We start from the raw sequence: 22,122 nt of genomic DNA, 5'->3' as shown, positions 1-22,122 counted from the left end.
ATATAAAAATGTTGATTGAGGCTAAATTCCCGGATGAAGGTTGTCGAGGGAGCCAGGTACTTTTTTCTTTTGGGTGATCTCCATTACTGGATAGTCCCCTTGTACAGATAAGTCCGCTCTTCGCTCAAAGCGGCCCCTGGAATTGAACGCAGAATGACTACCTGACACAATATTGCACAGTGAAGAGTCGGTCGTTGTTAACGTTCAGATTTTCAATGTATCAATGACCATCCGCAGAGCGGGGGAGACGTTGCGATGAGGGTAATAGAGAAACAATCCCTCCATTCGCAGGCTGTAACGCTGCAACACTCTGATAAGCTTACCGTGTTCTAAATCATCAGCGACCAATTCAACAGGGACATAGGCCAATCCGAGGCCCAGCCGTGCGGCTTCTGCTTCCATATAGCTGTCGGATAGGGCCCATTGCCCTTCAGGGCGATGAGTGATTTTTTTATCATCCTGATTGAGTTCCCACTGGTATACGCTGCCATCGGCAAACTGATAGGCGATACAGGGATGCGCCTTTAAATCCGCCGGGGTTTGCGGAAAACCATAGCGACGAAAATGTTCCGGAGTCCCCACAATTGCCATCTCCATATCGGGCGTGATGCGTACCGCGACCATACCCTGGCCGACTTCAGGCCCCAGGCGGACACCAGCATCGAATCTTTCCTCGATGATATCGACGAACCGGCTCTCATTTATCAGTTCAAGCCGGATATCAGGATATCGCTGTTTAAATACCGCCAGCTTTGGCAGCAGGCATTTATCAATCGCGTGCTGGCTGGCATTGATACGCACCGTGCCGGAGGGCGTCTCTCGATAGTGCGCCAGTGTGGCAAGCCCAAGATCTAACATTTCAAATCCAGATGCCGTCTTCTGGTAGAGCTGCTCGCCTGCTTGCGTCAGCGACAGTTTACGCGTGGTGCGCACTAGCAGCTGGACGCCGAGCCTTTCTTCAAGCTCGCGAACAGAACGGCTGACTCCTGACTGAGCAAGACCCAGCCGCTGAGCCGCTGCGGTAAAGCTGCCTTCCCGCACCACCTGCATAAACAGGTACAGCTCGTTGTAGTTCTCCCTTTTCGCCATTGAAACATCCCCCCTTCATGCCGGCAATCTCCGCATTAATTTATAACAATATGGTATTAATCTTAGCATTAATCGCCCCCTAATCAGCACTAATTCTGCTCACTATAATGACCCCATCAAAGTAAAGCACCGCAGTGTTGTCCGTCGGAAACCTGTATCTCTCTGTTGTTTTTTATGGGGATTTTTATGAAAGCCTTCACCCGAACGCTAAAAACCGCGATGCCGACCATGCTGCTTTTCGCATCATTAAGTGGAGTCACGACAATGAGTTATGCTGATTCAACCAATCCTAATGCCCCTGTGTCCATGACAGATAAATGGGATAAAACGTTCGCCGAGAGCCAGAAAGTCGATCACCGTAAAGTCTCGTTCCCGAACCGATATGGCATCACCTTAGTGGGCGATCTTTACCTGCCTAAAGACCGTGGCGATCGCAAGCTGGCGGCGATTGCGGTCAGTGGGCCATTTGGCGCGGTGAAAGAGCAATCCAGCGGCTTGTATGCGCAGACGCTGGCGGAACGAGGGTTTGTTACCCTGGCGTTCGATCCTTCTTACACCGGGGAAAGCGGCGGCTATCCGCGAAACGTCGCCTCACCGGATATCAACACTGAAGATTTCAGCGCGGCGGTGGATTTCTTAGGGCTGCAAAAAGAAGTAGATCGCAACCGTATCGGGCTGCTCGGTATTTGTGGCTGGGGCGGCATGGCGCTGAACGACGCGGCGATGGATACCCGCGTTAAAGCGGTAGCTACCAGCGTGATGTATGACATGAGCCGGGCGATGGGCCATGGTGTGGGGGATGGCAAAGACCGTTATTCTACCGCCGACCGTCGTGCTGTTCTGCAATATCTGAATGAACAGCGCTGGAAGGATGCGCAGAGCGGAACGTTCGCTCACGGTGGTCATGATATTAACGTCGATAGCAACGGCAAGGTCAGCGCGGGCGAGCGCGTTCTGCCAGAAACGCTGCCGGCAAATCCACATCCGGTACTGAAAGAGTTCTTTGACTACTATCGCATGCCGCGCGGCTTCCACGAACGTTCCGTTAACTCGACCGGGGCGTGGACGGCAACGATGCCGATATCATTTATGAATATGCTGCTGCTGAGCTACGCCAGTGAAATCACCATCCCGACGCTGATTGTGACTGGTGAAAAAGCGCATTCACGCTATTTTGCTGAAGATGCTTACAAGGCGGTCGGTAGTAAAGACAAAGAGCTGGTGGTGGTGCCTGGGGCAAATCACGTGGATCTGTACGATAACGTGGCCGGAAAAATACCTTTCGCGAAGTTCGAACAATTTTTCCAGACCAAACTGAAATAAAACCTCTCCTGAATTGATGCAAAGCCACCGGCCATAGGCTGGTGGCTTTTATCCTGGCCTTCGTGAAATTTCACTATGTCGACGCTAAACCAAACACCATCACCTCATCATCAGCGCGCATACTGGGGCGGTATTTTTGCCATGACCCTGTGCGTGTTTGTGCTGATTGCTTCTGAATTTATGCCCGTCAGCCTGCTCACGCCGATTGCCCGCGATTTAGGCGTGACGGAGGGGTTGGCTGGGCAGGGGATTGCTATCTCCGGCGCACTGGCGGTTCTGACCAGCCTGACGCTTTCAACGCTAGCAGGAAAGATGAATCGTAAATTCCTGCTGCTGGGGATGACGGTTCTGATGGCCGTATCGGGGCTTATTATTGCGCTGGCTTCCAGTTATCTGATGTATATGATCGGTCGCGCGATGATTGGTGTGGCGATTGGCGGATTCTGGTCGATGTCTGCGGCAACGGCGATTCGTCTGGTGCCGCAGCAACAGGTCACGCGTGCGCTGGCGATTTTCAATGCCGGTAATGCGCTGGCGACGGTCGTGGCCGCGCCGCTGGGAAGCTATCTGGGTGCCACGGTCGGATGGCGAGGCGCTTTCTTGTGCCTGGTGCCCATCGCGGTGGTCGCCTTTATCTGGCAGTGCATCAGCCTGCCCAGTATGGATGCGAATAAAAGCCGCACGTCACCTGGCGATGTATTCCGCATACTTAGCCGCCGCGTGGTTGCGGTTGGCATGCTGGCCTGCGGCCTGTTTTTTATGGGGCAGTTTGCGCTATTTACCTATGTGCGCCCGTTCCTGGAGACCGTGACGCTGGTTGATTCCTCAGGCTTGTCGTTGATTTTGCTGATTATCGGAGTAGCCGGTTTTATCGGCACGCTGGTTGTTTCGACATTCCTCAACAGAAAATTCTACCCTACGCTGATGGCCATACCTGGGTTGATGGCCGTCATTGCCATCGGCCTGATGCTGACCGGGCATCTGGTCTGGACGGTTTCGTTGCTGTTAGGACTCTGGGGCATGCTGGCCACCGCCGCGCCAACCGGATGGTGGACATGGATTGCGCGTACGTTGCCTGACAACGCCGAAGCCGGAGGCGGGCTCATGGTCGCGGTGATTCAGCTCGCCATCGCCCTTGGATCAACGGCAGGAGGCATTGTGTTTGACCGCCTTGGCTGGCAGAGCACGTTTGCTATGAGTTGCGTGCTGCTCCTTTGCGCTGGCGTACTGACCTTTGTTACCGCACGCCAGAAGGCCGGTGCGCTTTAGTCCGGCGAGGGCGCGCGTTGCTGAATAAGTTACACAAGGCGATGAGCGCCCACTATGGGTTGGGCGCTCTTTTAAACGATTTAGGTGATTTTCTAAAACGGCTACTGCAGATTTTTCTCTTAATTTATGGTATTTCCCCCGGAGGCGAGAAAGCGCTCTCCACGCCCGGCCGCAAGGATCACGACGACGGGGGCAGGCATGAATCCTCCTCCTGATGGAGACGTACAGAAGCGACTTCTGCCAGCACGGAGAGTGCCAGAGTATGCGCATCCCGGGCTTTGGGGAATATCCCGATGGGTGCCCGGATTTGCGCTGTCTCCTCCCTGGACCATCCTAGCTCGTGGAGCTTTTGCAGACGTAACGTGTGGGTTCGATAGCTGCCCAATGCGCCGAGATAAAAGGGTTTTGCCTCTCGCGCGGCCTGCAACACTGGCAGCTCCCGGTTGAGATCATGGCACAGCAAAATGACCGCCGTATCGGTATCGATCTGAGCGCTGGCTGAGGCCGGAAAAAGATCGAAGATATGGCTGTCATAGCCTGTGGCTGCTGCAAGACTCGCGGTTGCCTGCGCCTCAAGAGAACGTCCGTAAATCATCAGCCTGACGCATGGCCTGAACCCCACCTCAAAGTCATTGAGATTCCAGCCCGTTCGGGTTTGCGTGGGCAGGCACACCAGCGATTGAGCTTGCGGATCGTAGTGCAGACCCGCCGGTTTTCTCTGTTCCAGGCGGTTCAGCACGGCGAGCAGAGGCTGTGCCGAGCGTAGTTTATGGAGCGTCAGCGTGATCCCACCGCCGCAGGGCAGAACGATGTCAAACCACGGCGAACCTTCGCCATAGCGAATTTCGCGATCGCAGCCTGAGCCCATCACCTCCAGCGCTTCAAAAGCGGCAGCGGCCTCCACGCAGCCGCCAGAGACAAAACCGCAGTAACGACCATCTTCGCGCACCACCATCTGTGCTCCGAGCGGGCGCGCCGCGCCGCCGCGTATCTCCACCAGCGTCACCAGCACCGCTCCTTTACCGGACATTAGCGCCTCTACGGCGAAGCGCAGAATGGTCCGGTGGTCATCGGTGAGAAACGCCTGCTCTGGCTTATGCCAGTGCTCGTCTTTGTCAAAAAGCGAGTATGACATTGTTCCTCCTTAAACCACATCCGGCAGTTTATCGAGCAGCTTATCCAGAGTGATGGGATAATCCCGTACCCGAATACCGGTGGCGTTATACACCGCGTTGGCGATAGCCGCGCTCACGCCGCACAGGCCCAGCTCACCGACACCTTTGGCCTTCATCGGGGAGGAGATGGGGTCGGTATCATCCAGGAAAATCACCTCCTGTTTTGGGATATCCGCATGAACCGGCACCTCATACCCCGCCATATCGTGATTAACGAAGTAGCCCAAACGGTCATCTACCGCCAGCTCCTCCATAAGTGCCGCGCCCATGCCCATAGTCATCGCGCCAATGACCTGGCTGCGTGCAGTTTTCGGATTCAGAATGCGCCCCGCTGCGCACACGGCGAGCATACGCCGGACCCGAACTTCTCCCGTCGCGCTATGCACGCCGACCTCCACAAAATGCCCGGTAAAGGTCGATTGCTGGTACTCCTTGCTGAGAGTGCCGAACTCAATGCTCTCTTCCGCTGTCAGTCTGCCGCCTGCGGTGGCCTCATGTAGCGTGGCGCTTCGGGTACCGTTGGTAATCTTGCCGTCGGCAAACCGCGACTGCTCAGGATCAAACCCGACCGCCGAGGCAATCATTTCGCGAAGTTTCACACAGGCGGCGTAAACGCCGGAGGTGGAGGTATTCGCGCCCCATTGTCCACCAGAACCCGCAGAAACCGGGAAACTGGAATCGCCGAGGTGAACCGCAACCTGCTCCAGCGGTACGCCAAGCATTTCCGCTGCCGTCTGGGCCAGAATGGTGTAGCTGCCGGTGCCAATGTCGGTCATGTCCGTTTCTACGGTAACGGTGCCATTTTGTTCGAGGTGAACCCGAGCACCCGATTTTTCCAGCAGATTATTGCGAAAGCCCGCCGCAACACCGTGGCCGACTAGCCACTCCCCGTCGCGCACCTGTCCGGGTGTGGCGTTGCGCTGCTTCCAGCCAAATTTATCCGCTCCGGTGCGCAAGCACTCGATAAGCTGACGGCGAGAGAAGCGGCGCGTCGGGTCGGCGGGGTCAACCTGAGTGTCATTCAGGATGCGAAACTCGACGGGATCGATGCCCGCTTTTTCCGCCAGTTCGTCGATCGCGATTTCGAGCGCCATCAGACCGGGGGCTTCGCCGGGCGCACGCATGGCGTTCCCTTCTGGCAAATCAAGCGCGGCGAGCCGCAGGCCGGTATGACGGTTTGCCCCTGCGTAGAGTAATTCGCTTTGCTGTACCGCCGTTTCCGGCGTGCCGCCGGGCAGGTTTCCGGACCAGCTTTCATGTGAGATAGCGGTGATTTTCCCGCTCTGGTCGGCACCGATACGCAGGTGCTGAAGGGTGGCGGGGCGGTGCGTGGTGTTATTGGGAATAGTGGGGCGGGGGAGCATCACTTTAACCGGACGTTTCACCGCACGGGCGGCGAGGGCCGCCAGCAGCGCATCGCTTCTCAGGAATAGCTTGCCGCCAAACCCTCCGCCGATATACGGGGAGATAATACGCACATTCTCCACGGGCACTTTCAGCGTTTTTGCCAGATCGGTGCGGCACCAGTCAATCATCTGATTTGAGGTCCAGAGGGTAAGCTTATTTCCATCCCAGACGGCCATCGAGGCATGCGGCTCCATCGCCATATGGCTCTGGTCCGGGGTCGTGTATGTAGCATCAATTTTCACCGCAGCGGAGGTGAAAGCCCCGTCAAAGTCACCAACGTTTTTATCGGGCGTGTCTTCCGGCGGCTGACTGACGGCCTGTTTCTCGTCCGCCAGGGAGTAAGCTCCTTTATTACGGCGATAGTGCGCCTGCACCAGCGAGGCCGCCGCTCGCGCCTGTTCGAAGGTCTCGGCCACTACCAGCGCAATGGCCTGATGATAGTGCTCAATAGTGGGGCCGCCTAACAGCCTGGCGGTGTTTTTGTCGCCTTTGCCGAGTGCCCCAGCGTTACTGGCGGTAATGACAGCCAGTACGCCCGGCGCTTTTTGCGCGGCGTCCGTATCAAGGGCGGTGAGGCGTCCTTTGGCAATGGCGGAACCGACGATATAGCCATAGGCGGCGTTGGGGGCTTCTTCATGCCATTCGTAGGCGTAGCGTGCCGTGCCGGTAGTTTTCAGCGGTCCGTCGATGCGGTCATGGGGACGACCGACAACCTTCAGCTGATCGATCGGGTTTTCCCCTGCGGGTTTATCAAATTTCATGCCTGTGCCCTCGCTTCAGCCAGTACGGAGGCAAGCGTTCGCTTCGCCAACAGGAGTTTAAAGGTATTTTCAGCGGTGGGATGGGCGCTGGCGAACAGCGCGTCATACACGGCCTGCGCCCCCTGGGATAGCTGAGCATCCGCAGCCTCAATGCGCCAGGGCTTATGTGCTACTCCGCCCAGCGCGACGCGCCCGCTGCCGTCAGGCTGAATAATCGCCGCGACCGATACCAGGGCAAAGGCGTAGGAGGCGCGATCGCGCACCTTGCGGTAGATATGTTTTCCGCCGAGCGGCGGAGGTAACGTCACCGCAACGATAAGCTCACCGGGAAGCAGGGCGGTTTCAATGTGCGGCGTTTTCCCCGGTGGGTGATAAAAATCAGCCAGTGTGATACTGCGAGTTTTTCCCTCCGGCGTGATGGTTTCCACCACCGCATCCAGCAACCGCATTGCGACCGCCATATCGCTCGGATGGGTGGCAATGCAGGCTTCGCTTACGCCTACCACCGCGTGCTGACGGCTAAAGCCTTCAAGTGCCGCGCAGCCGCTCCCGGGCAGGCGCTTATTGCAGGGCTGATTGGTGTCGTAAAAATAGGGGCAGCGCGTGCGCTGGAGCAGATTACCTGCGGTGGTTGCCTGATTACGTAACTGACCAGACGCGCCAGCGAGCAGAGCGCGGGAGAGTACCGCGTAATCACGACGCACGCGCTCGTGAGCCGCCAGGTCGGTGTTCCGTACCAGTGCGCCGATGCGCAGCCCACCCGCGTCGGTCACTTCAATCTTATCGAGCCCGAGCCCGTTCACATCGATAAGGTGGGTTGGCGTTTCAATTTCCAGCTTCATCAGGTCCAGCAGATTGGTCCCGCCAGCGATAAATTTTGCGCCGGGTACGCGCTGAGCGCTAAGTGCCGCCTCGGCAGGGGTGTTCACACGTTCATAGGTAAACGCCTTCATGATTTTATCTCCCCCGCAGCGTCTTCAATGGCGGCAAGGATGTTAGCGTATGCACCACAGCGACAGATGTTGCCGCTCATACGTTCACGGATCTCATCGGCAGTTCTTTCTGGAGGGGAAACCAAATCGACCGTGACGTGACTGGGAATGCCGTCCTGAATCTCTTTTAGCACCGCTACTGATGAGCAAATTTGCCCGGAGGTGCAGTAGCCGCACTGGAAGCCATCATGCTTGATAAAGGCCGCCTGCATGGGGTGAAGATTCTCTGGTGAACCCAGGCCTTCAATGGTGGTGATCTCGGCCCCCTGATGCATGACTGCCAGCGTCAGGCAGGCATTAAGCCTGCGACCATTGACCAGCACGGTACAGGCTCCGCACTGTCCGTGATCGCAACCTTTCTTGGTACCGATCAGATGCAGATTTTCACGCAAAGCGTCCAGTAGCGTGGTTCGGGTATCCACCTCAAGCTGCTCGGTTTTGCCGTTCACCTTAAGTGTCAGGGGCATTATCTCTGGCGCGGGTGTAGCTGCCGGAACGCTTGCCGCAAGCGTAGAATGAGGATAAACCACGGCGGTCGCCGCCGTTGCGGCGCTCACTTTAATCAGATCGCGACGGGTCAAACTAAAATCGTGCGGCTCGTGCTTCCCAACCCGATTATCTTCGGGGTATTCGCCTTGGTTGCTCATACCAGGCCTCCGGTATTCTAAAGGGGAAAATAAGAGTGCGTTGCGAGAGTGTTGATGCTTTTTTAAACGTTAAGCATAGTCGGTGAGAGCAGGAGGATTATTCTTAAAACGCGAGTGCAGCTATGAGCCCGGCTAATTAATTCATATTCGCCGATGACGGGAGCTAGTTTATTGCTTTAGTTGTGCGATGCAAAAACCGATAAGGAAACCTGTGATTGTCAGCTCTGCATCACCCTGTAAATCGTTGTCACTTCTAACATAAAAATAGGGAGAAATGATGGTGCTTATATTAATTGGCGATTAGGTAACCATGTGGTTATACAAAACAATACAGTTCTTTACATTTATCTTGTTTTATGAATACTCCTGAAGAGGTGTACAACATAATTAAACAAACAGGGTAAATATGAATATATTTGAACAAACACCACCGAACCGCAGACGTTATGGTCTTGCTGCATTCATTGGGCTGATTGCTGGCGTTGTTTCCGCATTTGTGAAGTGGGGGGCTGAAGTTCCATTGCCGCCACGTAGCCCGGTGGATATGTTTAATGCAGCGTGTGGCCCGGAATCATTAATCAGGGCTGCTGGGCAAATTGATTGCTCCCGTAATTTTCTCAATCCTCCGTATATTTTTCTTCGAGACTGGCTGGGGCTGACAGATCCAAATTCGGCTGTTTATACCTTTGCCGGGCATGTCTTTAACTGGGTTGGTGTTACGCACATTATCTTTTCGATAGTGTTTGCTGTCGGTTATTGTGTGGTCGCTGAAGTATTTCCAAAAATTAAACTCTGGCAGGGCTTACTGGCAGGTGCTTTAGCCCAACTTTTTGTTCATATGATTTCATTCCCTCTCATGGGACTGACGCCACCTCTGTTTGATCTCCCGTGGTATGAGAATGTTTCTGAAATTTTTGGACATTTAGTCTGGTTCTGGTCCATTGAAATTATTCGCAGAGATTTACGAAACAGAATTACTCATGAGCCAGACCCTGAGATCCCTTTAGGCTCAAACAGATAATGCATTGAATGATAAAAATGGCGCAAATACAGCGCCATTTTTATAGGTTAAAAACATTGTTTTTAACTTTCTGATGCAGATAGCCAGTGAGTACATCGCGCTACTTCAGGATGCTGTAGATCCGGAGAACACTATAGAGGAAGAGGCATTGTTGCTGGCAGATGGAAGAAGTTTCGGGTTTTGTTATCCCTGAAAAACGAAGCCCCGCGATTATAGCTGGCGGGGCAGTGCAATTAATTATTGCATATTTATAACGGTGTCAGCCCGTATTTAGCTCTTGCACGATTGCAAGCCTCATTGACTTCTCCGTTCTCACCAGACATGGCGAATTCTCTGCACGTGGACGATCGATTTTTATATATCGTGCAGCAGGCATTTTTGCCCGGTGTTCCTGCAAGGGCAATACATCGGGGGTTTTTCTGATTGGTACCGCTCATGCATCGGTGAAAAGGGGATATTTGTTCAGTGAGCCTGGCGGGAATGGTACCGCCAGCATCGTCGGCTTCGGCCCAGTAAAAAGAGACGCGGAAAAATGCACAACAGGCACCACACGTCATGCATGGATTCAGATTGCTCATAATTCACCAGTACAGCTATAAATCGTAAAGAGAACAGCGTTACATCGTATGTAAGAACGTACCGCGGTTGGCTGGGGAACTTTCGATAGTGTGAGTATTGAATGATTTCCAGCCGTTACCGATTTTACGTACTAATTCGTGAAGAAACCACTCGTTAGCAGGCTGCCTGGCACCTTTCCGTGTCTCCTGAACACTATGGTGTACATATGAGAAAGCCCATCATTACAGGTGACATTGACGATCGCTTCCACATCATTTAAACGATTATTTGAGTCTCTGAGGTGGAATTCTTCCCTCGTCCGATGGATAAGTCTTAGTCCGCCGAAGGGGGCTTAGCAGGACAGGAATCGCTAATCTTAATGAATTTGTCGTTATAGACCAGATAATGATTCCCCGGCTGACGTAACGCAGGCTGATGAACTACGTCTCCCGGACGTAGGTACCAGGCGTCGCCTTCCTCTTCGGTCGAATCACATCCTGGTTTAATCAGTAGCTTAAACCACGTGTTGCCGGTGTTACTTACCGTTCCTGTCACCTGGTCGAAGGACCATTTAAACTGAACCTGACGAGGTCGTACTACCAGAATGGTATCCATCACCACCACCGGCTCCGTGCTGACCTCGCCGCCGGTTGGGCTGCGTCTTGTCTGGTTGCGAGTGGGGACCTCGCGAAATGAGACCCGGTAGTAGCGCTCGCGGTTATCCTGTGGACCATGATAGTAAAATTTAAAATACTCACTCTCACCAGCCTGCAACGCCAGCTGGCGGGGAGCGAAAAGCAGTTCACCATCCACCGGTCGAGTGCGCAATTCACTGCTGCCTGGACTATCGATGGCACTGATGGCAATACGGTATATCCGCGCGCTTTTGTTGTTATTCACTACACGTTTGCTGACAAAGTCAGTCTCGGACGGCAGTGAAAAAGTCAGATTGCCGACCGAAATCGCCTGTGTCAAAGGTGTCGCCAGCATACAGACCACTGTCAGCAGGGTCTTAGTTAATGTTACGCCACGTCGCCTGAACATGAATCTCTCCTGAAGCGCTGACTTCGCCAAACCAGCCGTTATCATCTACCGTACGCAGCGAAATGGCGTTATCCATTGGAATCGAAAATTTGACTGTGGTCTTATCCATCTGCCCCACTTCGCCAGAGATATCAGTCCACGGTGTGGTTAGCCACAGCGCATCGGTCATATCCCGCCAGCTATCATCGCACCCGGCATCGTAGGTTTTTGTAGCTCCGTTGCGGGTAATAAAGGAAAGCGTCGCCGGGAACGGTACTTTCGCCTTACCGTCATCGGAGCTGAAGACACAATAGGAGCGCCCGCCAATCACCTGCGCGGGTCCGGTCACCTTGATCAGCACTTCGTCGGCAGCTGTTTTACCGCTGGTGGTTACGATATAGCCGAAATCGAGTGCCGGTTCGCCGATGCCGACATATCCCTCTCGCGACGGTGTCTGAGTATATTCATCGGAGATAATACTGATGCTGAAATCACGGGGTTTGATAATCAGCGTGTTGGAGGTAGAAAATTCATACCAGCCAGACTCCGGTGATGTGGTGTTCTGAAAGCGAAAGTTGAATAGATCTTTGGTGTTGATATCGCTGATCCCCAGGTTCACCATCTGCTTAAAGAAGTTGCTCGAGAAGAAAACATAGATCGAGTCTGCGCTCTTCATCTCGTTGAAGGTGTAGTAATAGGCGGTATTGCTCACCGGTTTCCATGAACTGCCATTCAGACTGAACTGCATATCGTACGCCCCGACGGCCGAGGCTAACGACGAGTTGGCGATCGCCGGGAATATATGGATTGAGGTGTTGCTGAGCCCGTTTGTTTGCAGGGTATAGTTAACCATCTTACAACTTAATCCTGAACGGCTGCCGATGGTTTGCGTCCGGCAGTCGGCGTTCCCTTCGCCCAGAGTCGGTACTCCGTCGCTGTTGATAAATACCTCCGCCAGCGAATGGGTATTTATCAACCGCAAATTTGCTGCTTTCGTATGGGTGACGTTGCGAACATACCAGTTGCCGGAGGCCTGATCCTTACAGCGCGCGCCGCTGCTGGCGTCATAGTTCACTGAGGTTTGGCAGGCATTGATGGTCATCGTAAAGCTGCTGCCAACGGGCATTTGTTGCAGATACTGGTAAAACGCGTCTGACAACATGCCGTGCATCCACTTCGAGCCGCCGCTGGTCACCGTCGCGCCATAAAATCCACTGGCGTCGGTGGTTTGCGGCAGGATAAGACTGGTGGTCATATTACACCCTGTGTACCAGTTGATGCAGTGCAAGCCAGTTAAAGGAGATGAAACCGGCGAATTATCCAGCCACATATCAAACTTCCAGTTGGTATAAAGTCCGGTGTTGTAACCGTTATCAATGTAGCCGAGGCTTTGTTGATAGATGGTTCCTGAGCCAGTGTATTTTAAACCGGTCCAGCGGTTGGCACCGGTCAGGCGCGGATCCAGCGCCCCGCCAGGCGTGACGAAAAAGTTGTCGTCTGAGTTGTTTTCGACAAACACAAACTCGCGTGCCGGTGCATCCGCCCAGATTGTTTTGCTCACTGCAGCTCTGAGCGCGGTTGCTGGCCAGAATAGCGCAAAGATTATCATCGCTATCAGTAGGTTAACTCTCATTCTCTTCTCCTGTCTGCGTCACCGCCGCCCACGATGAGAGGCCGCTGCAGACCACATCACCGACCCAGACGGCACCGCGCGCCTGGTTGAGTTCCAGTGCCACTTCGCAGGTTTTATTGCCACTGTAGCGAAAATCGATAGTGGGGTATTTCTTATCCACGTCCATGACAAACTCGCCGTTTTCATCGGTTCGGGTTCGGCCGATATGGTTGTTAATCCGTGCGTTAGCCAGCAGTGTGCCGTCTTCTGCACGGATACGACCGGAGACGGTAACCATCTGCTTCACCTCTGGCTCAATGACGGCGACATTGCCTGGATAGAGGGTCAGATGGCTTTTGCGGCCGCTGACGATATCGTAGCTGTCGAGTGAGTTTTTGCTGTTCTGTAACTCCACCTCATATCTTCCATAGGGAGAGAGCGGGAGATAGTTACGCTTGCCGTTAAGCGGGAAAATCCGCCCGTTGATTTTGGCGCTGATCTGACCGTCGTCCTCCAGCCCGGTGTTGAATATCACCCCAGCGTTGCCATCAGTCCGCCCGCTGGCAGCGATGTTTTTACCCTGCCAGCCGACGCTGCCATTGGCGGTCAAGTTGGTATTGACGTAGCCGTCCGCCGCGCTATTGACGTTCAGCGTTCCGCTGGCGTAACGAGCGTCGAACTGTGCATACGCCCCACCGCTGAGGGTTTTGTCATCACCGGTATCGCCGGAGATGGCTCGTGACAGATTGGCACCAACAGTGCGAATGGTCCCTTCATCAAACTGTTTGCGTGCTGACAGGTTTGCCATGGTGTAGCCGTTTTGATGGGTCATCCCTGCGCTAAACCAGTTGCCCAGAGGTAGCGAGAGATCGAGAGCGATATATTTCCCTGTATTGGCGCTGCTGTCGCCGTTGTTATAGCGCTGAATACCGGCTCGCAGGCCAAGCGAACCAAAGGTACCGCTGTAAACACTTTGATAGTAATCTGCCGTGTAATAATGGCTGTTGTAGCGGCGGTCATCATTGTAGCTGATGCTGAATGTGCCCAGCTTCGACCACAGTGAGTTCAGGTTGAGTGTGCCGCCGATTGCACGGTTGTCGGCATCGCTACGCCGCAATTGATTGCCAATGCGGGTTTTCTCCTGGTTAACCCACAGCGAACTGAAGCCTCCCGGTAGTGTGGCGCTGATGCTGCCGATATTGCTCCATGAGCTGTCACTGGCCAGCATGTTTTGCAGGTTAACGTTGATTGCTCCCCCAAGCGGCAGCGTCAGACGGGTTTCACCCACTGCCTGATTATCGTACCCATATCCCGTTGCCGCCCAGCTAAGCGTACTCAGTGAGCCGGAGCTCGAGGCACCTGCTAGCCAGCTATCTTTAGCTGGTCGCGTCTTTTTCCCGTTTTCCGACCAGCGATCCATATGAAAGTTACCGCCCCATATTTGCCACGCCAGTGGCGCACCGACGCCGCGCCCCCGGCTAAACAGCTTATTGACCCGCTGGGTGCGTTTGCTAATCACGCGACCGTTAACGATGACCTCAACTTCCACATCGTAAATACCGTACGGTAGACCCCGGGTATCCACTTCATGATTGCCCATGGTGAAGTTCTGAACGCTCAGTAACCGCCCATCACGGGTGAGATGTACTTCGCCCGCTGCAGGTAAAAAGGCGATCACTGGCGTGGCCGACTGGCTGCTGTCGAAGATGGTGGAGCTGGCCTGGTTTCCCCAGGAAAGGCCGTAAATCTTCCCTGCTGAAATGGCGGTCATCGGCCCTAAGGACTGCAAGTTCCAGGTGTCGAGCATTCCACCGGCAAATCGGTGACCAGCAAAATCGCGTTCATACATCGCTTTATATAATTCACTGTCCTGTTGACCGCTACCGATCCCATACAGCGAGCCGTCGAGTACCACATGATGTTCGCGCAGTGCTGTCACGTTATTTAGCGACAGATAGCTGGATGTATTGTTCCCGCCGTTACGCAACTGGTTGTTATAGATGCCGAAGTTATAGCTCAGGTTACTGCTGAGGGTGTTAACACTGGATTGCCCGATGTCTTCGCTACGTGAGCGTAGTACGGTGCCCAGTGCTTCGCGCTTGACCACCAGCTGCAGCAGCAGTTGGCGCAAGCTGAGATCCAACTGCGCGTTGTCAGTCAGGGGGATGGTAAGGGCCTCATTGAACGGGGTGTTCGCCAGAGCCATCAGCTGCTGTCGAGTTTGTTCGCTGACACTGGCGTTATCTTCACTCTCTTCCAGCTGTATTTTCCGGATGCGTAACTGTCCATCATCCAACCAGATAAAAGCGCTGCCGATTCGCTGATCGTCCTGGCGACCCTGGCTACCGGCAAGATGAATATAGAGCGGGACGCTCATGCCGTCCTGAAGCGCCTGACTGAAGGCCTGCGGAATAATCACCCCACCTATTTGCTGCGCGCTTATGTCAGCAGCGCTGGCATCGGGTTGAACGAACAAAAAGACCATGCCGAAGGCAAACTGGGCTTTCAGTCCTGGGGAGAACCGTCGTAAAGGCATTGTCGTTATCCATCTGCACAGCTATCTATTTCACGGGAATGAACTTATCACCCTGCCAAAGTGCAACCCGTCCTTTGTTATCCGCCGTGTCCACGCGGGTAAAACGACGCGACTTGCCCGGCATCAGGTAGTAGTTCTCTTTACACTCCTTACCATTGGCGGCTTTCAGGCAGGGGCCATAGGCGAGGATCCGCAGCGTCGCATTTCCTGTATTTGTCAGGGAGCCGTTGGCGTACTGAAAGCGGTAGTTCGCCTGGCGGGGGGCGACGACCAGAATGGTGCCGATGCGGGCGGAAGCAGTGGCTACAGCGCTGCGGTTGGCATTATCGCGCTGCGCATCACTGAGGGCCTGATCAAACCAGACAATGCGGTAGTAGCGCTCTTTTTCATCTACTGGTCCCTTATAGAAGAAGCGGATCACTTCGCTGGCTTGGGCGGGTAGCAGCAAGCTGGCGGGAGTGAGTAGCAACTCATCCGGCTTGTCCATTGCGATAACCTGCCCGTCGTCAAGCGGTGAAGAGAGCCGTTCGAGACGGATATTGATGAGGCGACCACTGTCGGTACTGTTTTTGATTGTTTTGCTCAGCGTGCTGCTGTCACTGTTCATAAACGATGATATATCGCCGACATCCAGCGCCTGGGCCGGAGATATTCCGGCAAACAGCAGAGCGAGAGGCAGAAGGTGCTTTTTCATAACAATTCCGTCCAGGAATAAAGCAGGGGGCTACCCCTGCTGGTACATCAAAGAGATCAACTGGTCCAGGTAGCGTCGAACTGTACGCTAACGTCGCCGCTCCAGATGCCTTCCGGTAGAGTGCTGTAATCGGTTACTGCGGTGGTACCATTGGTGGTACCGCTGATGATGGAGAAGGTGAAACCATCCTGTGCGGTGGTACGATTGCTGGCATTGTAGCCGTTAGCCAGCGGGCTAAGGTTGCCTCCCAGTACGCCGTTAGCGGTATCGATCATCACGGTATCGCCAGTTTTTTCGACTGCCGCGCCGTTATAATCCACGCCCACATTCAGTGTGGAACCTGAGGTATCCAACTGGGTTAAGGTGTTGGTGATAAGACGTGAGGTCAGTTTAAAGGCGGTAGCCGTTGAGTCACCCTCAATAGCCACGTCAAATAGACCTTTCTGTGAGTTAAAACCTTTAATGCCTTCGGCATACTGGAACGCCAGACTACCGAGCGGCGTCACAACCAGCTTACTGGTTGTGTCTTTTTTGGCTGTTGCCGACCAGGTCGCTACAGCCTGAGCTGTTACGTCAGCAGCCTGCACTACACCCATGCCGGTAAACGCCGTTACCAGAGCTATTGCCAGAACCTTTTTTTTCATTGCTTTTCTTCCCGAGTTAAATTGAGGACATGATGTCCCTGTGAGTCATTTTTTAAAACTAACTTGCCTGGAGTTTACGGAACCAACTTATATATTTTTGAGTACAGCTTGGCCTCAGCATTACGCCGATGGGTATACACTGTCTTCACACTACAATTTTCAATTCTGGCAATCGATTTAGGCAGCATTCCCTGGGCCGTCATGCGGATAATTTCCATTTCCCGGTCAGTGATTTTATCTTTCTTAATATCTTTTTTGAGAAACCTGCCATTAATCACATAGGCCAATTCGTTTCTAATATCATGACTCAGCCCAGCGTATACCACGCCCCTAATATTGCTGTTGTAATACCAATAATTTGCTAAGGCTTCTGACTTTCTGGCCGCAATCAATACGACCTGTTTCCCCTTTACCGCGGATAACCATTCGTTATCACGGTTTATAAACTCAGTTAAAGAATCCGTATTGAGATTGATAAACACGAAATCTTTTCTAATTTTCTCCAGCGATAGATAAATTAATCTGTCGATATCCACAATCAGTTCAGAGAGTCCTTTATAGAAGTAGGCGTCATGGGGAGACCAGATGTATTTATCAGAACGGTTTTGATATTCCATATGGTTTTTAACCTCATAGTCCCTGCTGTAATCATTTTGCCATGTCACTACTTTCCAAACCTGTAATTTTTACAGGTACATTCAGTGTTGTTAGTAAATCGGAAGTAAATAAGATACGTAGCACATATCAATATAGGTTATACGAGATTAAGTTTTAATTATTTTCGATTGGGCTTAAATTTATGTTTTTTTCCTGATGAGTGTCAATATGTGAACAGAAAAGGAATTCCATGGTTAAGTCAATATTTACTAAAAATGAAAATATTGCTTTTTTGATAAGAAGAAAAAGACATTCAGTTTCATAAGGTTATTGGCAATATAACGTTCAATTCTTACTTGCATTTTATATTAGCCAGGAACTTTGCCCTGAGGTGTTAGGAATAGTCTTAATGCGTTTTGTGCTCGACTAGTAAAAAAACAAGTTTTAATGATAATAAATAGAACATAAAACTATTATTGGCCATCATTAAAGAAGATTTGCCAATCAGTAAGATATTTTAATGGATTAACATGCCGCACAAAATGGTTATAAGTGTTCATTCCAATAAGTGATGGAAAATTGAACGGGTGTAAGTACGTCATCTGTTCGGTAAGCCCCCCAAGAGCCAAATTAAGTGAAGTTAAACGAAGGCTGCCAGCTGTCACAGGAACGATGGCCTCTTTGACAGGGCACTGCGTGCAGTCATCTGTGCGCGTTACTCTAACTGGCACTCGAACGTCGGCGATGGGGTTACTGGTGGATCAGGCTGTTCCTGTGGCGTAAACGTTTTTATGTTAGTACCAACAGATTTACCACATTTATCATCTTAACAGTTTGAGTGTAAATGCAGGCTGCTCCGCAAAGGGAGGGGGCGGAGTGGCTTGTTCAGTCTAAAAGAGAGTTGATACCAGCATACAGGGGAGAAGTTGGTCAACAAATCAACATGAATATAATGGAATATTCAGAGAGAAACGTCAGGCAGTTGGCCTTAAATGAACTTAAAGAATATATTTCCAGGAAAATTAATGTTGGTGTAATCAATACACCAACATTAATCCGGTCTGATTATTAATCAGACAAATATCGTTAATCCGTCGGATTTTGAATCAACGCTTTTTCTTACGCCCCTGAACGGCCTTAAAACGTGGATTAGATTTACAAATCACATACAGCCGTCCTTTTCGCTTCACAATCTGACAGTCTGGATGGCGTTCTTTTGCGGTACGCAGAGAGTTAAGAACTTTCATCACGCCCCCTTTTTCGAGCTAACAAAACGACCAAAACGTTGGGTGAACCGTGCAACATTTCCTTCTGATGCCACTGTTCTCAGCTTCCCTGTATAGAACGGGTGCGATTTCGAAGAGACATCAATTGTCACGTACGGATACGTTACGCCATCCAGCTCAATCTCACGGTCTGTTTTGATAGTCGAGCCGATTTTAAAGTACTCATCAACACTGGTGTCATGGAATACCACAGTACGATACTCAGGATGGATATTGGGTTTCATCATTTTTACCTGTTATGTTATAACATAACCATAAAGATACATGCTCATCCGGATCATTTCAACACCCAATCCCTGTGACCATTTGTGGTATGTGGAATTTCGGCAACGGGGAAGTCTGGCATTGTTAGCAGCCATTGGCGACGCTCCCATAAACGCCTGGATGAGTGATTGATGATGGTTTCGCTGAGAGTATGAATTTTTCGAGAATGGAGGCTATCTCCACTTTACTGGCCGATGATTTATCGCAGTTTGATTGATTACCTGACAGCGTGTATTCCTCTCCCACGGATATAATAATTACTTAAAAAAAAGGGAGAGGATGCATCTTTTGAATATTGCTGAAATGAACAGTTTATTGCCGTTATTAATAGAAATGGAGGAATAAATAGGCGTATTCTACAATTGCTACCAAAACAACGATATTAATCAGTTTATGACTGATTTGCTGTACTTTATTCTCTTTCATTGGTACTTCCTCGCTTTAAAAAAGAGTGCACTTCGTAAGTGCCCTTATATAAATAACGAGTTTGGTCAACCAATTTTTTGACATGTATCACAAATTTGAATGGATGTATTACATCGGCTATCTTTTATTGCCCCAAAGTCATTGATATATGTCGCCTGAAGTCAGTCCGGGAATGAGTCTGATCTCAAAACTGGCCCAGCCCTGGCGTTGATTGGCGCTGAGGAGCATACCTCATCTCATCATAATGTCGTATCTCCTGGGGTGTTATATAAGATATCGTTGTTGGTAACCTGGGAAAGGAATTGAGTTCTATTAAACCGTCAAGTATGCCGGATACATACTGGATTACACAGCAGGCACGCTTTATGAGAGAACGTGCCGCAGTGACGGGTTAATTATCTGAAAGAATTTGCGAGGCTGTATCGGATACTCATTGGTTTGATAGTTTTACTCTCGGGAGAGTAATAGATATTTAATCCATTAACGGAAACCAGCCAGTTCCTTTCGATGCCTGAATTTGATCCCATAGTTTATCCGGAATGGTTAATTCAGGAACGCGTTGTGGATTAAGGGCTGTTTGAATTTCATGACTTCTACCTGATTCAGCTAAAGTCACCCATTCTGGATTTATCACCAGCCCTTTACCGATCGCAACAAGTGGCAGGCCAGCGGAAATTGCTTCTTGAGCCTGAGACGGTGTGCGTATTTTACCTGCAGCGATTACCGGCACTCTGCCTGCAATATGATTTAAAATCAATTCAATAGTTCGGGGGCCATTTGGCGACTCAACAGGGTAGCTATCGTTAATACTGACCAGCGAGGTATGTATATACGAAATACCGGATGAAATGAGCCGATCAAGGAGTTTATAAGTATCCTCTATCCGCAGCCCCCCTGTTGCAGATTCTTCAGGAGATATTCTGTAACCGATGGCAAAGGGCTTTGTCGCATATTCATAGACTACATTTTTTACTTCCTGTAATACGGCCAGCGGGAAGCGCATACGTCCTTCAAGATCTCCTCCCCATCGGTCATTACGCTGGTTAAATAGAGGGGAGAAGAAATTCTGCAGAAGGAATCCGTGCGCACCATGAAGTTCAACGCCATCAAAACCTGCTTTAATCGCCCTTTTTGTGACATCTCCGAATGCTCTAATGGTTTCCTGAATTTCGTTTTCAGTCATTTCCCTGCTTTGTACCACTCTCTTCATAAAGTCACCAGATTTTACGCTTGATGCGCTGGCACTAATAACATCGTAATTTGGCACAAGCTCCGGGATGGCTTTATTACCGGCGTGGAAAATCTGCAAAATAGCCGGAGCACCGCCACTTTTGGCTGCAGCAGCTAACTTTTCAAGGCTGTTAATGAAACGGTCGTCATACGCGGCAAATTCATGAGTAAACCCAATGCCGCTTGGCGTGACATAGGTGCATCCTGTTATTACTAAACCAACATTTTGTGAGCGACGTTTATAAAATTCGAGTTCTTGCTCAGAGATGGTTCCATCAGGATTAGCTGACCAGGTTGTCATAGGAGCCATAACGATACGATTACGTAGCTTTATTTTTTCTGTCAGCATAAAAGGAGAAAACAATGATGGGTGTTTATTTGTCATAACAATACCTCAAATGTTTATCTGATTTTGATGCGTATGTTTTAACTGGTTAGTTGTTGCCAGCTTTGGAACCAAGATTTCTGGCTTTATTTATAATCCCTTCAAAGGGTTTCTAATAATCTTAATGATTGAGTTACTGCTTTTTTGTTTCTTTAATGAAATTTCTTTTTGAGTAATTTCATTATTGTTGTGTAGTCAATAAAGGATAAATGTCAGGGAGATAATGAATCTCCCTGCAAGGTTATTACAAATGTGTTTTGTAAAAAGGAATTAATTTATCGAGCGCCTGTTTCACAGGTTCTGGCTTATCATACAGGTCGTAATGTGAATAACCTTCAACCACGACCAACTCTTTATGTTTTGAGGCTGCACGACCAATAATTTCGCAGCCGTCACGATAGGCACCAAAAGCGCCCACTCTATCGCCCACTACAACCATTAGTGGTTGAGTTAACAGGACTTCTGCAAGATGAAAAGCATCCCAGCCCACGGCAACAGTCTGATGTGAAAATAGCGAACGATTTACCCCATTAGGCGCACAGCCTCGTGGCGAACGATAATATTCTGTTGCTTCAAAAAGGTCTATTTCTGTTAATCCCGCTTCAAGAGCTGCTTCCGGAGAAGAAGGGAGCAAATCATCTACGCGAAGTTTTGCGCCGTTAGCTTCGTCTGTTCTTTGTTGCGCCATTGCTTCGAGTGCTCCGATAGGATTAAACGCTGTAAATCCCTCACGCATAAGACGCCCGTAGTTAGCACCCGTGACAGTACCAATGGCTTTAATCCGACGTTCTGTCATTGCGGCATTAATGGCATATCCACCTCCACCACAAATACCCAGTACACCAATACGCCCGGCATCAACGTAAGGTAAGGTGGTAAGGTAATCAACGACAATGCTGAAGTCTTTTACTCGCATTGTTGGATCTTCCAGATAACGCGGTTCTCCACCGCTGCTTCCCTGAAAACTGGCATCAAAAGCAATGACGATAAAGCCAGCTTTTGCCAGGGCGGCACCATACACACTACCCGATGTCTGTTCTTTGCAGCTTCCAATTGGATGGGCACTGATAATGGCAGGATACTTTTTTTCACTATTAAAATCGTCAGGGAAATAGATATCAGCAGCTATATCCCAGTAAGTGTGTTTTATCGAAACAGTTTTCATTTCAAGCTCCGGGGATTT

The 22,122-nt window shown here is 51.0% G+C and carries 21 protein-coding genes; 4 read left to right on the top strand and 17 right to left on the bottom strand.

What is annotated here, in order from left to right; all coding sequences use genetic code 11:
* Positions 1-204: 204 nt before the first annotated feature.
* A complete protein-coding gene (locus FQ015_RS13695) occupies positions 205-1,089 on the bottom strand; it encodes a LysR family transcriptional regulator (RefSeq protein WP_001119037.1) in 885 nt (294 codons plus the stop codon).
* Between the two features lie 264 nt (positions 1,090-1,353).
* Between FQ015_RS13695 and FQ015_RS13690 the strand changes: the two genes are divergently transcribed.
* Positions 1,354-2,412 carry an alpha/beta hydrolase gene (locus tag FQ015_RS13690; RefSeq protein ID WP_160524191.1) on the top strand — a complete coding sequence of 353 codons (1,059 nt, stop codon included), beginning with the start codon at positions 1,354-1,356 and terminating at the stop codon, positions 2,410-2,412.
* A gap of 141 nt (positions 2,413-2,553) precedes the next feature.
* The gene (locus tag FQ015_RS13685) at positions 2,554-3,681 is read left to right on the top strand and encodes an MFS transporter (protein WP_160524190.1); all 1,128 of its coding nucleotides are present in this window, start codon (positions 2,554-2,556) and stop codon (positions 3,679-3,681) included.
* 178 nt (positions 3,682-3,859) lie between these two features.
* Here FQ015_RS13685 and paoD read toward each other — a convergent pair whose 3' ends face one another.
* The 4 genes from paoD to paoA are packed head-to-tail and all read right to left on the bottom strand — an operon-like array spanning position 3,860 to position 8,663.
* Positions 3,860-4,816, bottom strand: a complete 957-nt coding sequence (gene paoD, locus FQ015_RS13680) for a molybdenum cofactor insertion chaperone PaoD (protein WP_032183324.1) — start codon at positions 4,814-4,816, stop codon at positions 3,860-3,862.
* Between the two features lie 9 nt (positions 4,817-4,825).
* Entirely contained in the window at positions 4,826-7,024 is a 2,199-nt protein-coding gene (paoC, locus tag FQ015_RS13675) for an aldehyde oxidoreductase molybdenum-binding subunit PaoC (protein ID WP_160524175.1), read from the bottom strand.
* Positions 7,021-7,977 (bottom strand): aldehyde oxidoreductase FAD-binding subunit PaoB, encoded by a 957-nt coding sequence (gene paoB / locus FQ015_RS13670; RefSeq protein WP_000643332.1) that lies wholly within the window; start codon positions 7,975-7,977, stop codon positions 7,021-7,023. Before paoB ends, paoC begins: the two co-directional genes overlap by 4 nt.
* The gene (gene paoA / locus FQ015_RS13665) at positions 7,974-8,663 is read right to left on the bottom strand and encodes an aldehyde dehydrogenase iron-sulfur subunit PaoA (protein ID WP_000070682.1); all 690 of its coding nucleotides are present in this window, start codon (positions 8,661-8,663) and stop codon (positions 7,974-7,976) included. The genes paoB and paoA overlap by 4 nt, the downstream gene beginning before the upstream one ends.
* Before the next feature lie 406 nt (positions 8,664-9,069).
* On the opposite strand from paoA, the gene FQ015_RS13660 reads away from it, so the two are divergent.
* Complete coding sequence (locus tag FQ015_RS13660) at positions 9,070-9,684, top strand: YagU family protein (protein WP_001019923.1); 615 nt, start codon at positions 9,070-9,072, stop codon at positions 9,682-9,684.
* Positions 9,685-9,932: 248 nt separating this feature from the next.
* Here the strand turns inward: FQ015_RS13660 and FQ015_RS13655 are convergent, their stop codons facing one another.
* From FQ015_RS13655 to ecpR, 7 genes are all read right to left on the bottom strand, one after another.
* Entirely contained in the window at positions 9,933-10,262 is a 330-nt protein-coding gene (locus FQ015_RS13655; protein WP_001307600.1) for a YkgJ family cysteine cluster protein, read from the bottom strand.
* Between the two features lie 313 nt (positions 10,263-10,575).
* The gene (ecpE, locus tag FQ015_RS13650; RefSeq protein ID WP_160524174.1) at positions 10,576-11,286 is read right to left on the bottom strand and encodes a fimbrial chaperone EcpE; all 711 of its coding nucleotides are present in this window, start codon (positions 11,284-11,286) and stop codon (positions 10,576-10,578) included.
* Complete coding sequence (gene ecpD, locus FQ015_RS13645) at positions 11,255-12,898, bottom strand: fimbrial adhesin EcpD (RefSeq protein ID WP_160524173.1); 1,644 nt, start codon at positions 12,896-12,898, stop codon at positions 11,255-11,257. Before ecpD ends, ecpE begins: the two co-directional genes overlap by 32 nt.
* Complete coding sequence (ecpC, locus tag FQ015_RS13640; protein ID WP_160524172.1) at positions 12,888-15,413, bottom strand: fimbrial usher EcpC; 2,526 nt, start codon at positions 15,411-15,413, stop codon at positions 12,888-12,890. Before ecpC ends, ecpD begins: the two co-directional genes overlap by 11 nt.
* Positions 15,414-15,438: 25 nt before the next feature.
* Complete coding sequence (gene ecpB / locus FQ015_RS13635) at positions 15,439-16,107, bottom strand: fimbrial chaperone EcpB (protein ID WP_000716391.1); 669 nt, start codon at positions 16,105-16,107, stop codon at positions 15,439-15,441.
* A 56-nt stretch (positions 16,108-16,163) separates the two neighbouring features.
* Complete coding sequence (gene ecpA / locus FQ015_RS13630; protein ID WP_160524171.1) at positions 16,164-16,751, bottom strand: common pilus major fimbrillin subunit EcpA; 588 nt, start codon at positions 16,749-16,751, stop codon at positions 16,164-16,166.
* 74 nt (positions 16,752-16,825) lie between these two features.
* Positions 16,826-17,368, bottom strand: coding sequence for an ECP biosynthesis operon DNA-binding transcriptional regulator EcpR (gene ecpR / locus FQ015_RS13625; protein WP_160524189.1), 543 nt, complete (start codon positions 17,366-17,368; stop codon positions 16,826-16,828).
* A gap of 824 nt (positions 17,369-18,192) precedes the next feature.
* Here ecpR and ykgL point away from each other — a divergent pair.
* On the top strand, positions 18,193-18,420 hold the full coding sequence (ykgL, locus tag FQ015_RS13620; protein WP_160524170.1) for a protein YkgL: 228 nt from the start codon (positions 18,193-18,195) through the stop codon (positions 18,418-18,420).
* Between the two features lie 34 nt (positions 18,421-18,454).
* On the opposite strand, the gene ykgO is transcribed toward ykgL, so the two are convergent.
* The 5 genes from ykgO to FQ015_RS13595 all read right to left on the bottom strand — a co-directional run bounded on the left by ykgO (position 18,455) and on the right by FQ015_RS13595 (position 22,104).
* Positions 18,455-18,595 carry a type B 50S ribosomal protein L36 gene (ykgO, locus tag FQ015_RS13615; protein WP_000866436.1) on the bottom strand — a complete coding sequence of 47 codons (141 nt, stop codon included), beginning with the start codon at positions 18,593-18,595 and terminating at the stop codon, positions 18,455-18,457.
* Positions 18,595-18,858: a type B 50S ribosomal protein L31 gene (locus FQ015_RS13610; RefSeq protein WP_160524188.1), complete on the bottom strand. Its 264-nt coding sequence runs from the start codon at positions 18,856-18,858 to the stop codon at positions 18,595-18,597. Before FQ015_RS13610 ends, ykgO begins: the two co-directional genes overlap by 1 nt.
* A 364-nt stretch (positions 18,859-19,222) precedes the next feature.
* Positions 19,223-19,324, bottom strand: a complete 102-nt coding sequence (ykgR, locus tag FQ015_RS13605; RefSeq protein ID WP_032183332.1) for a small membrane protein YkgR — start codon at positions 19,322-19,324, stop codon at positions 19,223-19,225.
* A 472-nt stretch (positions 19,325-19,796) separates the two neighbouring features.
* Positions 19,797-20,939, bottom strand: a complete 1,143-nt coding sequence (locus FQ015_RS13600; RefSeq protein WP_160524169.1) for an NADH-dependent flavin oxidoreductase — start codon at positions 20,937-20,939, stop codon at positions 19,797-19,799.
* A 244-nt stretch (positions 20,940-21,183) separates the two neighbouring features.
* Complete coding sequence (locus FQ015_RS13595) at positions 21,184-22,104, bottom strand: alpha/beta hydrolase (RefSeq protein WP_000860032.1); 921 nt, start codon at positions 22,102-22,104, stop codon at positions 21,184-21,186.
* Positions 22,105-22,122 lie beyond the last annotated feature (18 nt).

Origin of the sequence: Escherichia sp. HH26CH (genome assembly GCF_009820205.1) — a bacterium.
GTDB lineage: Bacteria > Pseudomonadota > Gammaproteobacteria > Enterobacterales > Enterobacteriaceae > Escherichia > Escherichia coli_F.
This window is presented reverse-complemented; position numbering and strand designations above follow the sequence as displayed.